General features: G+C 62.9%; 8 protein-coding genes and 2 pseudogenes. 8 read left to right on the top strand and 2 right to left on the bottom strand.

Annotated features, from left to right (window positions below):
• Positions 1-114: 114 nt before the first annotated feature.
• The 5 genes and pseudogenes from ASG11_RS19100 to ASG11_RS07945 form a co-directional block, all read left to right on the top strand.
• Positions 115-1,200: pseudogene (locus ASG11_RS19100) on the top strand (NF038122 family metalloprotease); the annotation flags it as partial.
• 78 nt (positions 1,201-1,278) lie between these two features.
• Positions 1,279-1,389, top strand: a pseudogene (locus ASG11_RS19495) (PEPxxWA-CTERM sorting domain-containing protein); the annotation flags it as partial.
• Positions 1,390-1,610: 221 nt separating this feature from the next.
• Positions 1,611-3,836: a type I secretion system permease/ATPase gene (locus tag ASG11_RS07955; RefSeq protein ID WP_082472664.1), complete on the top strand. Its 2,226-nt coding sequence runs from the start codon at positions 1,611-1,613 to the stop codon at positions 3,834-3,836.
• Positions 3,833-5,227 (top strand): HlyD family type I secretion periplasmic adaptor subunit, encoded by a 1,395-nt coding sequence (locus ASG11_RS07950; protein ID WP_055777449.1) that lies wholly within the window; start codon positions 3,833-3,835, stop codon positions 5,225-5,227. The genes ASG11_RS07955 and ASG11_RS07950 overlap by 4 nt, the downstream gene beginning before the upstream one ends.
• An 80-nt stretch (positions 5,228-5,307) precedes the next feature.
• Positions 5,308-6,498 (top strand): glycosyltransferase, encoded by a 1,191-nt coding sequence (locus ASG11_RS07945; protein ID WP_236697426.1) that lies wholly within the window; start codon positions 5,308-5,310, stop codon positions 6,496-6,498.
• A 21-nt stretch (positions 6,499-6,519) separates the two neighbouring features.
• Here the strand turns inward: ASG11_RS07945 and ASG11_RS07940 are convergent, their stop codons facing one another.
• On the bottom strand, positions 6,520-8,085 hold the full coding sequence (locus tag ASG11_RS07940; protein ID WP_055777444.1) for a hypothetical protein: 1,566 nt from the start codon (positions 8,083-8,085) through the stop codon (positions 6,520-6,522).
• 128 nt (positions 8,086-8,213) lie between these two features.
• Here ASG11_RS07940 and ASG11_RS07935 point away from each other — a divergent pair, with 128 nt between their 5' ends.
• Both ASG11_RS07935 and ASG11_RS07930 read left to right on the top strand, forming a co-directional pair.
• A complete protein-coding gene (locus tag ASG11_RS07935) occupies positions 8,214-8,690 on the top strand; it encodes a serine O-acetyltransferase (RefSeq protein WP_156363697.1) in 477 nt (158 codons plus the stop codon).
• Positions 8,691-8,731: 41 nt separating this feature from the next.
• The gene (locus ASG11_RS07930; protein WP_055777441.1) at positions 8,732-9,856 is read left to right on the top strand and encodes an acyltransferase family protein; all 1,125 of its coding nucleotides are present in this window, start codon (positions 8,732-8,734) and stop codon (positions 9,854-9,856) included.
• Between the two features lie 9 nt (positions 9,857-9,865).
• Here ASG11_RS07930 and ASG11_RS07925 read toward each other — a convergent pair whose 3' ends face one another.
• Positions 9,866-12,967, bottom strand: a complete 3,102-nt coding sequence (locus ASG11_RS07925; RefSeq protein WP_055777438.1) for a calcium-binding protein — start codon at positions 12,965-12,967, stop codon at positions 9,866-9,868.
• Between ASG11_RS07925 and ASG11_RS07920 the strand changes: the two genes are divergently transcribed.
• Complete coding sequence (locus ASG11_RS07920; protein ID WP_055777435.1) at positions 12,966-13,469, top strand: hypothetical protein; 504 nt, start codon at positions 12,966-12,968, stop codon at positions 13,467-13,469. The genes ASG11_RS07925 and ASG11_RS07920 overlap by 2 nt on opposite strands.
• Positions 13,470-13,612: the final 143 nt, after the last annotated feature.

Below are 13,612 nucleotides of genomic sequence, written 5' to 3'. Positions count from 1 at the left end.
TTTCGCGCGTAAATCTCATTTTGGGGCGACCATAGTGACCGCGGCGCAACATATAGTAAAAAAGGGTTCATAGCGTTTGACAGCCTCGATCCCGCTCAACAATAAGTCTGGTTAATGAGCCGTAACCGGCCATTGGGCAACAAGGGGTCTAACATGCGAATCAAGAGCTTACTTTGCTGCGGCGCAGCAATGCTTTCGTTGGGTGGCGCGGCGAACGCGACGACCATCAATCTGATCGACCAGGGCTTTGCCGGCACGGCAGCACAGCAGGCGCAGTTCCGCGCCGGCTTCCAGATCGCAGCCGCCTATTGGGGTTCGATCCTGACGAACAACGTCACGATCAACCTGGGCGTCGGCACCTCGTCGCTCGGCACCGGCATCATCGGTTCGACCGGCAGCAGCCGCAACGACATCTCCACCTCCACCTGGCTGAACGCGGTCAACTCCACCAAGAGCGGCTCCGCGATCGATTCGAGCATCGTGCTGCCGACGCTGAACGCGGCCGGCGGTGCCAGCTTCATCACCAACGGCGTGAACGCCGCCGGTAACGACGACACGACGACGCTGCGCTACGACAACGGCACGACCACGAGCGCCAAGACGCTGTATCTGAACACCTCGCTCACCAAGGCCTTGGGCCTCAACGCGAGCTACAGCACGGCCAACGCGCCGCAGCAGATCGACGGTACGGTCCGCTTCAGCACCAACTTCAACTTCGACTTCGACCCGACCGACGGCATCACCGCCAACACGTTCGACTTCATCGGCGTCGCCATCCACGAGATCGGGCACGCGCTCGGCTTCGTTTCGGGCGTCGATTTCCTCGACATCTACGGCGTTGGCACCAATCCCAGCGGCGCAACGGCGCTGGGCTACAGCCTGAACGACACCTCGATCTACAGCGCGCTGGACATGTTCCGCTACAGCGCCGATCCGACGAACATCGCACCGGGCGCAGGCGCGGCACGCGATTTGTCGGCCGGCACCGTCAGCGGCGCGAAGTTCTTCTCGATCGACGGCGGCCAGACCGCCTTGTTCGGCAACACCTTCTCGCAGGGTCGCTATCAGGGCGACGGCCAGCAGGCGTCGCACTGGAAGGACACGGCGGGCTGCCAGACCGGCAACGGCCTGCTGGATCCGACCTTCTGCTTCGGCCAGACGGGCGAAGTCACCGGTCTCGATCTCGCGGCATATGACGCGATGGGCTGGAACCTCAGCGTCAACGCGCTGACCTATGCCAACACCTCGACGGCATCCATCTACCGTCAGTTCGCCAACGCAGGCGCGGTGCCTGAGCCGGCGACGTGGGCGATGATGATCATGGGCTTCGGCCTGGTCGGTGGCGCGATGCGCCGTCGTGCCGCTCCCAAGGTATCCTTCGCGGTCTGATCCTCGACGACTCGAAACAGGAAGGCACCGCCGGTCGCGAGACCGGCGGTGTTTTTCGTTTCGGGTCAGCGATCAGTGCTTCGCGAGGCACCCGCGGGAACAGGCGGGACCGATCACGCTTTCGCCGCGACCAAATCCACGCATCTCGGCCACATCGTTACCGGATTGTTTACCTTGTTCGTGGAGAACAGGGCCGACCATCATCCGCGACGGATCGAGCCATGAAGATTCCCGACGATATCGAAAAGAAGCTGACCGACGCGTTCGGTGGCATGGGCGGCGGCCCGGGCGGCGGCACGGGGACCGACGCCGGGACCGCCGCGCCACCACCGCAGGACGATAGCGGCGTCCAGGCGCTGGCGTTGTTGCTGTCGATCCACCAGACCTCGGCCGATCCCGTCCAGTTGCGCCATGAACTCGGCCATTCCGATCCGCTCGGCGCCGGCGACATCGTGCGCCTCGCGCGCCGCCAGTCCGGCGTGCGCGCCAAGGCGGTCGATGTCGCGCCCGGGCGCCTGTCCGGCCAGCCGCTCCCGGCGCTGGCCAGCGGACCCGCGGGCTGGTTCATCATCGGCCGCCTGCTCGAGGACGGCGTACTGATCCAGAAGCCCGGCCGCCCGGTCGAGAAGGTCGATCGCGCCGGATTGGACGCGCTCTGGGACGGCGGGATCGTCCTGATCACCACCCGCGAGTCGCGCGGCGCGAGCGGCAAGCGTTTCGATCTCACCTGGTTCATCCCGCAGATGGTCCGCTATCGCCGCCTCATCGGCGAGGTGCTGCTGATCACCTTCACGCTCAACCTGCTCGGCCTCGCCGCGCCGTTGCTGTTCCAGAACGTGATCGACAAGGTGCTGGCGCACAATGCGCTGTCCACGCTCAACGTGCTGGCGTTCGGCTTCGTTGCGGTATCCCTCTGGGAAACAATGTTCGGCTGGATCCGCAGCCGGGTCTATTCCGAGACGAGCCAGAAGATCGACGTCGAACTCGGCGCGCGCCTCTTCCGTCACCTGCTCGCTCTGCCCCTGAGCTATTTCGAGAAGCGACGCGTCGGCGACACCGTCACGCGTGTGCGCCAGCTCGAGACGATTCGCGAATTCCTCACCACCGCGTCGCTCACCGTACTGGTCGATCCGCTGTTCACGGTGGTCTTCATGGTCGCGATGCTGATCTATTCGCCGTCGCTGTTCGCGATCGTCGCAGTCAGCCTGGTTGGGTATGTCGCCGTCTCGCTGTTCGTCACGCGCCCGCTGCGCGCCCGCATCGAGGAGAAGTTCGAACGCGGTGCCGCCAGCAATGCGTTGCTGGTCGAAAGCGTCACCGGCATCCAGACCGTCAAGGCCTCCGCCGTCGAACCGCAATGGCAGGATCGCTGGGAGCGTCAGCTCGCCGCGTACAGCGCCTCGGCGCTGCGCGTGACCAATCTCGGCAGCACCGGCAGCCAGGCGGTCGAACTCATTTCCAAACTGTCCTTCGCCGCGATCCTGTTCTTCGGTGCCAAGGCAGTGATCGCCGGCACGCTGACCGTCGGCGGGCTCGTCGCGTTCAACATGTTCGCGCAGCGCGTGTCCGGCCCGGTGATCCGCATGGCGCAGCTGTGGCAGGATTTCCAGCAGGTGCGCATCTCGGTGGAACGGCTGGGCGACATCCTCAATCATCCGGTCGAGCAGCAGAGCGCGTCGCGGCTGGACATGCCGGCGATGAAAGGCGCGGTGCGCTTCGAGAAAGTCCGTTTCCGCTATGCCGTGGATGGACCGCCGGCGGTCGACGAGGTGTCGCTGAACATCGCGCCGGGCCAGTCGATCGGCATCGTCGGATCGTCCGGATCGGGCAAATCGACGCTGACCAAGCTGTTGCAGCGCCTGTACATCGCCGAAAGCGGTCGCGTGCTGATCGACGGGATCGACGTTTCGCAACTCGATCCAACCTGGCTGCGCCGTCAGATTGGCGTCGTGCTGCAGGAGAATATCCTGTTCAACCGATCGATCCGCGAGAATATCGCGCTCGTCAGCCCGGCGATGCCATTCGAACGCGTGATGAAGGCCGCGCGCCTCGCCGGGGCGCACGACTTCATCCTGCAACAGCCGCAAGGGTATGACACGCCGATCGTCGAACGCGGCGTCAATCTGTCGGGCGGCCAGCGCCAGCGCATCGCCATCGCCCGTGCGCTCGTCACCGACCCGCGCATCCTGATCCTCGACGAGGCGACCTCAGCGCTGGACGCCGAAAGCGAGGAGATCATCCGCCGCAACCTGAAGGCGATCTCGAAGGGCCGCACGCTGATGGTCATCGCCCATCGCCTCTCCGCCGTGCGCGACTGCGACCGCATCGTAGCGATCGAAAAGGGCCGGATCGTCGAATCCGGCACGCATGACGAACTGCTCGCCCTTGGCGGGCGCTACGCCGAACTCCATCGTCGCCAATCCGGCGTGCAGGGAATTGCCGCATGAACGCGCTGACCACCAACTTGGCCGTGATCCGCGCGTCCCTGGCCGAAGAGAAGAAGCGCGATATCGGGCGTTTGCGGGTCGACGAGACCGGCTTCCTGCCCGCCGCGCTGGAGGTGATCGAACGCCCGGTGTCGCCGACCGCACGGCTGACCGCGAAGGTGCTGCTGGGTGGCGTTGCCGCGCTGGGATTGTGGCTGACGTTCGGTCGTACCGACATCGTCGCCTCGGCCCCAGGCAAGATCGTGCCGACCGGTGCCGTCCAGCTCGTCCAGCCCGCAGAGGCCGGCGTCGTGCGCCGCATCCTGGTGCATGACGGCGATCACGTGACCAAGGGGCAGGTGCTCGTCCTGCTCGATCCCACCGTGTCCACCGCCGAGGCGGCGCAGGCACGCAAGGCGTACGAAACCGCCGCCTTCTCCGTCGCGCGCACCCGCGCGGTGATCGATGGGCTGGACGGCAAGGGCTTCGTGTTCACGCCGCCCGCCGGGGCCGACGCCACGACGGTCGAGGCGCAGAAACTGCTGGCGCAGGCCAAGCTGGCCGATGTGCAGGCGTCGATCACGGCGCAGGTCGCCAATGGCCGCGTGGCGCAATCCGACATCGCCACGGCGCGCGTGCAGGTCGCCAAGCTGACCGAGACGCTGCCGCTGCTCGACGAACAGATCGCCGCGAACGAACAATTGCTCGCCAAGGGCTTCGTCTCGAAGCTGAAGGTGATCGAGATGCGCCGCCAGCGGCTCGGCCAGGCGCGCGACCGCGATGCCGCGATCGAATCGATCCAGCGCGCCAACGCCCAGTCGGCCGGCGCGGCGAGCACGATGGCCAAGGCCCGCACCGAAGTGCGCGCGGCGCTGTTCGACGAACTGGTCAAGGCCAATGCCGAGATGCAGTTGCGGCAGGAGGAACTCGCCAAGACGCAGCAGCGCAGCACCTTCCAGGAACTGCGCGCACCCGTCACCGGCACGATCGGCCAGCTCTCGGTCCATACCGAAGGCGGCGTGGTGGAGGCGGCGAAACCGATCATGACGGTGGTGCCCGCGGATGGCCGGATGGTCGCCGAGGTCAAATTGCTCAACCGCGACGCCGGCTTCGTGTCGGTTGGCCAGAAGGTCGATGTGAAGCTCGAGGCGTTCCCGTTCGCACGTTACGGATCGATCCCCGGCAAGGTGCTGGCGATCAGCCCGGATGCGATCGACGACGAGAAACTGGGGCCGGTCTATGTCGTGCGCGTCGCGCTGGACCGCACGCGCATCGACCGCGGCGACCGCAACGTCGCGATAACGCCGGGCATGAGCGCAGTGGCCGATATCGTGACGGGCGACCGCAGCTTCCTCAGCTACCTCACCAGCCCGGTCGACGAAGCCAAGGGCAGCGCGCTGCGAGAGCGATAGGCCAAAGGGCGGCCATTGCGGTCGATCATTCCGTATGCAACGAGCGTAGTCAGATGCCCCCCGCCCCGCCTACGTCCCTGATGCTGGTGCTGCCGCTGCCGATCTATTCGATCGGCGACGTGCTGTGGCTCGATACGCAGGCCTGCAATGGCCTGCGGCTGTGGCTAAAGAATTTCGATACGGTTGCGGTCTGTTGTCCGGTGATCGCGGCATCGGAGCCGCCAGCGATGACCAGTCCGGTCTCCGAATTGCTGCCGACCGACAAGCTTTCGATCCATTGCCTGCCCGCAGCATGGACCCCGCCCGCCTTCCTACGCCACCTACTGCGTACCGCACGCGAGCTCAAAAATCTGATCGATAAATCTACGCATCTTCAATTCGCGATCGGTGGGTTTTGGGGCGATTGGGGCGCGATCGCCGCGCTGCTGGCGGCGAAGCGCGGGCGAAAGGCTGCGATCTGGACCGACCGGGTCGAATCGCAAGTCATGGCGTTCCAAGCACAGCAATCTCGCGGCCTTCGCCGGCTGTACCGCCGGATCAATGCCGTTCTGGCCAAGCGACTGGAACGGCATGTCATCCGCCGCTCGGCAATGGGGCTGTTCCATGGCATGGACACTTACAACGCCTATGTACGCTACAGCCGCGACGGGCATTTGGTCCACGATATCCATCTTGGCGCAGAGTCTCGCATCGCTCCTCACAATTTGACCGCGAAGATCGCGCGTCCGTCCGGCCGCAAGATCGAGATCATCTATGGCGGCCGCGTTCATCCCGATAAAGGCCCGACGGACTGGATCGAAACCCTGGCTGCCCTCAAAAGGTCCGGGGCTGATTTCCACGCGACATGGTTCGGCGACGGGCCGGACCTCGCTGCATCGCGAGAGATGATCGCGCGGCTTGGCGTCGGAGACCGTATATTCTTCCCTGGACCGACCCAGGATCGCGAAGCGTTGATGCAGGCGTTTCGAGACGCGGATATATTTCTATTCTGTCACAAGACACTGGAGTCCCCGCGGTGCCTGGTCGAGGCTCTGCTCTCGGGAACGCCGATCGTGGGGTATGACAGTCCCTATCCCCGGGACCTTATCGGACACCATGGCGGTGGCGTGATGACCGCCGCCAATCCCACGGCACTGGCCGAGGCGATCGCGGCGCTGATCGCCGAACCGGATGCGTTAGCCAGACTGACCGAAGCGGCTGCAAAGGATGGCCATCCGATGATCGACGAGGAAGTGTTCCGCCATCGTTCGGATCTGATCAAATCCCTGTAGCCGGCTCCGATCATCACGGCGTTAGCGGGCGACCGATGTCAGCGTCGTAAGCTGTACATCATAATATCCAAAACGTCTGGTCGTCGCGGCCTCATGCCAGCCGCCATTGGCCAGCATCGCGTCGAGCAGCGGCGAGCGCTCGAACGGGGGGCAACGGCCTTTCAGACACTGGCCAAGATCGCTGTACCGCCGAACCCGGATATCCACGACGAGCGCCTCCTTGTAGCGGGACAGCGCCGACCAGGGCATGATCGGGCCGTCCGGCAGGCGGCGGACCCCGCTCTCCTCCGCCAGCCATTGTTCGGCGCTCCGCTGGGTCAGATAGACCGTCGGGAAGTAGCCGTAAGCATATGTGTCGGTGCCGACATAGACGATCGGCATGTCGCCGCGTCGCTCGGCCGCGATCGCCCGCGCCGGGCCGTGCACGTACCAGTCGGAATGCACGAGAAAGACGATGCCCGATACCGTCGCCCCCGCCGCCATCGCCACGATCGCCGCCTGAATGGCGCGCGCGATCCAGCGATCGCGCTGCATCGCCTGCCGCGCCCCGGACCCGATGATCAGCGCCAGCACTGGCAGCAGCCAGATGCTGTAGCTCGGCTTCAGCGTGTCGAACGAATGGATCCAGAAATGCGGCGCGACCGTCGCGACCACGCCCAATCCCGCGACGACGATCATGTGATCGACCGGTTCGGTCCGCCGTGCCATCACGCGGCCGAGCGCGGTCCAGAGGCCGATCCCGAACAAAGCGAAGCTGCCGGCGAGAAAGAGCGCACCGGCCAGCGGCACGACGAGATAGACCGAACCGGCGAACAATTGCAGGATATAGTCGACCGGGCCGGTGCCGACGACCGGGACGGCGGAAAGCGCGCTCGCCCCCATGATAAAGGGCTGGAGCGCCAGTGCCGGGACCAACGCGACCAGCCCAGCCACGATCACGCGGAACGGGCTCGCGCGCAGGAAACGCAGCAACAGCGCGCCGAAATAGGCGCAGGTCGCGACCACGCCGAAGAAATGCACGAAGTATGTCACCACGCATACCAGGGCGAAACCGGCCAGCGCGGGCCTGGTCGGCCGCGGCATCGCGACCAGCCGGAGGAAGAGCGCCGCCTGTACGCAGGCCAGTGCGAACAGCATCGGATAAGCGCGCAGTTCGACCGCGAGTTGAACCGTCTCCGGCGATACCGCGAGGAAGATCAGCCCTACGAATGCCCAGCGCCCACCGACATATCTGCGCTCCGTCCGAGCGAATAAAGCCAGCGCGGCGACGACCAAAGCGGCATGGAACAAGCGGAACGCCAGCACCGACTGCGACACGCCGTGCCACCAGGCCCAATCGAGCAGATAGCCGAGCGGCGGCATCCGGTCGCCCGGCACACCGAAGCGCTGGGCATCGGTGCCGGCGAGCCAGTGGATCAGCGCGAGCGGCGAAAGGGTAATGCCGGACAATTGGGTCGATTCGTCGATCCAGATGTCCTGACGGGTGGCGAACCAGATGCAGGACAAGGCGAAGGCCAGGATCAGAGCAGCCGCGATCCAGAGGCCGCCTGCGCCACGCGAACGATTGTCGATCACACGAAATTCCATCGAAAGCCCCGTCCGCTTCTTGGCGTCGGCGAACGATGCTGGCAAGCGCGGCCATGCGCTGTACAGTCCCGCCGGGACGCGGCGATGGTCGGCGTTCGATGCCGATCTCTTTTCCAGGACGCAAGACGATGGTTTCCGCCGACACGCCGGACTGGAGCAGGGAACAGCGCAGCGGGTGGGATCCCGGCCGCGCGTTGCTGGCCAGCATCCGCGCCTACCAACGCACCCCCACATCGCGCGCGCGCAGAAGTCTGGCGGTCATCCGCCATCGCTTCTGGTCCGCGGTGTCCGGAGCGGACATTCCGCTGACCACGCAGATCGGCGGCGGGCTGCTGCTGCCCCATCCCAACGGCATCGTCATCCATCCGGACGCAGTGATCGGTCCGAACTGCCTGATCTTCCAGCAGGTGACGCTCGGCACCAACGGCAAGGGCGTGCCGCGGATCGACGGCCATGTCGATATCGGCGCCGGGGCGAAATTGCTCGGGCCGATCCATGTCGCCGCGCATGCGAAGATCGGTGCCAATGCGGTCGTGACGTGCGACGTACCGGCCGGCGCGACGGCAGTCGGCATTCCGGCCAGGATCATCCTGTCGTCAGACTGAATATTTCTTGGCGTCGAAACACCGCTGTGCGACGAGGACGAATGACCGGGGGGAAAACACATCGCTTCGTGGCGCTCGACAGCCTGCGCGGCGTCTGCGCCTGCATGATCGTGCTGTATCACTTCGATACGCTAGGCCATATAAACCGTTCCTCCTTTGTCCAAAACGCCTTTCTTTTCGTTGATTTTTTCTTCGCCTTGAGCGGATTCGTGATTGCCGCCAGCTACAGCGATCGGATCCGGAGCGGTTATTCCATACGCAAATTCATGTTGCTGAGGTTCGGGCGAGTCTACCCTTTGCATGTCGTTGTACTGGCACTGTTCGTGGCGTTCGAATTTGCAACGATGCAAGTGGACCGTCCATCCGGACATCAGCCATTTTCCGGAGACTATAGTGTCTCAATGATAGCTGCCAATCTGGCCCTCATACAGCCCTTTGTCGGGCCTGACGCGCCGACATGGAACGGTCCCGCCTGGAGCATCGCGGTTGAAGTTTGGACTTACCTCGTCTTTGCGTTCGGTTTCCGATATCTCGGCCGTTTTCTAGTGCCCGCAGCGGTGATTTTGGCGTTTGGATGTGGGGGCTATCTAATTTTTGCCACCGACCGTTACCTGAATGTATTCCACGACGGTGCCTTTGCACGTTGCCTTTTCGGATTTTCCCTTGGCGTGGTCGCGTTTCACGTGCACCGCCGCCTGCGGCTCGCGTTGAGCACTATAGCGGCAACACTACTTGAGATCGTAGCCGTGACGGGGACGATCATTATCGTAGTCAATTCCGGTGCCACGATACTATCCCTGACAGTTCCACTAATCTTCGCACTCGTGATACTGATCTTTGCGCAGCAAGCGGGCGCTGTCAGCCGGATTCTGGCCCTCCCAGCGTTCGAATTTCTGGGCACGGTATCTTATTCGATTTACATGGTTCATCTATTCATCGTTTACCGCTTCAACAACGCGCTGGAGATCCTAGGCCGGATCACGCACTATGACGGTTGGATGACAACAATCGACGGCCGGAAGTTTGCCGGCGCGACGCCGTTGATGGGCGATATCATGTCGATCGTGGTACTCGGCATCGCCATCCTTGCCGCCACCGTCACCTACAAGCTGATCGAATTTCCGGCGAACCAATGGGTCCGCCGGAAAGTCTCTGCGATCCAGTAAGCGACGCGCTCAGAGCACGAAGTCGCGCGCGATCAACGGGGTGCTGCCCGCACTGACGGTGATCGAGAAGTCGGCGATTCCGTCGCCGTTGGTGTCGCCCAGCACATCCCAATATCCGCCGCTATATTGGATGCGCAATTCACCGGCGGTGTTGGTGAATGCCGCCTGCCCGATAAAGCTGAATGCATCGTCCACCGACGTCGCGGTCCGCGCGTCCATCCTCGACAGATCGATCAAATCGCCATCGCTGTGCGAGAAATATATCATGTCGGCGGTCGCCCGCGTCTTGCCCGTATCGCCGGTGTAGAAGATGAAGCGGTCCGCTCCGGCGCCCCCATCCATGACATCGCGTCCGATGCCGCCCCAGATCACATCGTTCCCCGCGCCACCGGTAATCAAGTCGTCGCCCATGCGGCCGTTGAGAATATCGTCGCCGTCGCCACCATCCAGCGAATCGTTTCCGTCTCCGCCGACCAAAGTGTCGTTGCCGGCACCGCCGATCAACGTATCGTCGCCGGCGCCACCCGACAGGATGTTGTCACCGCTATTGCCGAACATGATGTTGTTCAGCTCGTTGCCGGTTCCGTTGATATTGCCCGTTCCGGAAAGCATCAGATTCTCTACGTTGGCGGTCAGCGTATAATTTACCGTTGTGTAAACCGCATCGTTACCCTGACCGGGCAGTTCAACGACGATGTCACCAATGTTATCGACATCGTATCGATCATCACCCAGGCCACCGATCATCGTGTCGGCACCGACGCCGCCGATCAACACATCGTTGCCGGCACCACCGTTCAGCGTATCGTTGCCGACGTCACCCCACAGCGTGTCGTCGCCGGCACCACCCGTCATCACATTGTCCAGGGAATTGCCGAAAGCGTTGAAATTCCCCGTTCCGATGAAGGTAAGATTCTCGACTTCGCTGGCAAGCCCATAGAGATTGAGCGTGGTCCGCACCGTGTCGATGCCGCCCCCGGCCAGCTCGATGACGTTATCGCCGGCATTATCGACGATATAGACGTCATTGCCCCGGCCCCCGCGCATGATGTCGGCACCGGTCCCACCATCAAGCAGGTCCGCGCCGGTCGATCCGGTCAGGGTGTCGTTGCCGGCACCACCGTACAAGGATGCCGAGGCCCCAGCGACAGCAGCGATGATATTGTCGGAATCGTTGCCGGTCCCGGTGATGACGCCCGTCCCGATAAAGGTGAGGTTTTCGACGCTGGCGGTCAACGCATAGGTGTTCAAGGTGGTGCGGACCTCGTCCGTTCCGCCACCCGCCTGCTCGACGACCACGTCACCGATATTGTCGACCACATAGGTATCATCGCCATCGCCGCCGATCATCCGATCAGCGCCGGTGCCGCCGTCGATGATGTCGTTACGACTGCCGCCGACGATCGTGTCGTCACCGCCGCCGCCATAGAGCATGTTGAAGGAGTTGCCGCCGACGATGGTATTCGACAGGTCGTTGCCCGTACCGTTGAAGCCGCCCGAGCCGACATAGGTCAGCGTCAACTGGTTTCCGCCGAGTACATAGCTGGCCGCCGAAGTGAGGACGTTGACCTGAGTCGCATCGCCGCCGGTAAGCTGGGCCGCCTTGGCAGCCTGGGACGCCGCAACCAGCGCATCGTACCGCTCGCTGCCCTCGTCGTAGATGCTGTCGAGCGTACCCCAGGTGCCCCATTTGCTGGGTGAGCCTGCGTCGGTGAACGCGTTAAGACCGGATCCACCGCTGGCCGCGAAATCCGCAACCATCTTGGCATACATATCGCCCATGCGAGGATCGTTATCCAGCGCCTCGAAAAACGCCAGCATCGCCGACTGATCGGCGTCGGCAAAGGTGTACGCCGCCAAGCCGACGCCGCCTTCATAGGCGACGAGCGAGAGGCCGTTCCGCGCCGCGACCGCCTGCTGATAGACATAGACCCTGAGACTGTCGTTCAAGCTGGCGTTCAGACCGGCAAACGCCGCATCTATGCCGGCCTGCCCAGCATGTGCCCATGACACGAGGGTCGCCTGATCGACGCTGTCGAGTCCGAAATACGTCGTGATCGCATAATTGTCGAACAGGCTGGCGACGCTGCCCAGCGCGGCGCTTTGAACACCGTCGAAGATATAGGTTTCCAGTCCGAGATAGCCGGTCTGGGTGGAGAGCACGTTCTGAAGGCGCGCAGGGTCGCTGGAAGCGAAGACGCTATTGGCGACGGCTGCGACCTGAGCCGCGCGATAGCCGTAATATTGCAGATAGGCGGTGCCCGGTTCCTCGCTCGTGCCGCGATCTATCTGGCCATTGCCATTGAGGTCCGTGCCGAACATCTGCGCGCCCATGGTCTGGGCGTAGCTCGCCTGCTGGAATCCCCAATTCCAAACCTCGTTGGAATATTCGACCTTTACGCTCAGACCGGCGGCAAGGTTGTCCCGTACATAGGACAGGGTCTTGCGAATATAATCGTCATCCGCGGCGGCCGGAATGTTGATCCACATATCGGTGTTGGTCTTATTGGCCAACGCAACCATGATCTCGATCGGGACGCTGTGCGTCGAGGAAATGTTGCTCCACGATGCGCTGGTCAGCGTGGTGCGCTGGTCCCACGACGTGAGCGTGTTGTTGTTGGTGTTGCCCCAATCCATGTATCGCAGTTCGGACCATTGCGATGCCTTGTCGAGAAAGGCCGGATTGAAGATTTCGCCGCTTTCGTACAGCGCTACCTGATCCTGCCGCACGACGTGCATGTCCGAGAGCGGATTTGCGGGATCGATCGCGCTGACGTTGATCGCCGTAGAACTGCCTTCGCCTGTAAAACGGAAGGTGATCTTACCCGGTTCGGACGACAGGATCGTGCCGCCCAGAATATTGATGCTCGCATTACCTTTGTAGGTAATGACATAGATATCGGATGTTTCCAGCGCGACCGGATCGAGACCGACCATCGTGAAAATGTTGGTCGCGCCTGTCGGCATGGCGGTGGGATAACCGTTGGCGTCCAGCGAGAGCGCGCCGATCGGCTGTCCATTCACACCCTGAACCATCCATTCCGATGACGTCTTGAACCGATCCAGGAAGGGATATTGCGTGCCGTAATAGCTGACACCGGCCAAATTCATGCCGATGTCCATCGTGTTCGTGCTGGTATTCGCCGATGGACTGCTGTCCACCGTTGGGCTCGTGACGACCACAGGAGTGTTGGACACCGTTGGCGTTTCAACGGGTACGGCGGGGGCGATCGCTCCGGCGACCTTGCTGACCTCGCTGGTGTCCAGCGCTGGGGATGAGACGCCTATGGTAGCCCCGACCATGGCCGACGAAGTATCGATCGCGGCTACGACCTTGCCGACCTCACTGGTGCCCAGCATCGCGGAAACCGTGCTGGCGGACGTTCGAACCGTCGTGGCCGGAGCATCAATCGCGGCTGCGACTTTGCTGGCCTCGCTGGTGTCCAGCATCGCGGATACCGTCCGCGCCGTGGTGAGCACTGTAGTAGACGAAGTATCGATCGTTTCGGCGACCTCGCTGATCACGGCGATGTCCGCTTTTCCGCTTTCGACGTCGTTACCCGAATATAATCTCAAATCTTCGAAAATTTTCATGTTCGTCCCGCCTCGATAGTTGAGACGAAATTAGGGAACGAACCGCTTATCCTATCATAAGGAGAGTGGTTAGCGAGCCATAAACCAAACTCTCCGATCGGCCCGCCCTACGCGTCCTCGCCTCACACAAAACACCGCGATCGGTGAGGCTGCGTCACGGCA

The sequence above is a fragment of the Sphingomonas sp. Leaf357 genome, assembly GCF_001423845.1.
In the GTDB taxonomy this organism is placed as follows: Bacteria; Pseudomonadota; Alphaproteobacteria; order Sphingomonadales; family Sphingomonadaceae; genus Sphingomonas.
This window is presented reverse-complemented; position numbering and strand designations above follow the sequence as displayed.

Excerpts from the sequence above, each read along its gene's own strand:
- ASG11_RS07920 (WP_055777435.1), top strand. The coding sequence starts at position 12,966 with ATGCCGATGTCCATCGTGTTCGTGCTGGTATTCGCCGATGGACTGCTG.
- ASG11_RS07935 (WP_156363697.1), top strand. The coding sequence starts at position 8,214 with ATGGTTTCCGCCGACACGCCGGACTGGAGCAGGGAACAGCGCAGCGGG.
- ASG11_RS07945 (WP_236697426.1), top strand. The coding sequence starts at position 5,308 with ATGCTGGTGCTGCCGCTGCCGATCTATTCGATCGGCGACGTGCTGTGG.
- ASG11_RS07930 (WP_055777441.1), top strand. The coding sequence starts at position 8,732 with ATGACCGGGGGGAAAACACATCGCTTCGTGGCGCTCGACAGCCTGCGC.
- ASG11_RS07955 (WP_082472664.1), top strand. The coding sequence starts at position 1,611 with ATGAAGATTCCCGACGATATCGAAAAGAAGCTGACCGACGCGTTCGGT.
- ASG11_RS07940 (WP_055777444.1), bottom strand. The coding sequence starts at position 8,085 with ATGGAATTTCGTGTGATCGACAATCGTTCGCGTGGCGCAGGCGGCCTC.
- ASG11_RS07950 (WP_055777449.1), top strand. The coding sequence starts at position 3,833 with ATGAACGCGCTGACCACCAACTTGGCCGTGATCCGCGCGTCCCTGGCC.
- ASG11_RS07925 (WP_055777438.1), bottom strand. The coding sequence starts at position 12,967 with ATGAATTTGGCCGGTGTCAGCTATTACGGCACGCAATATCCCTTCCTG.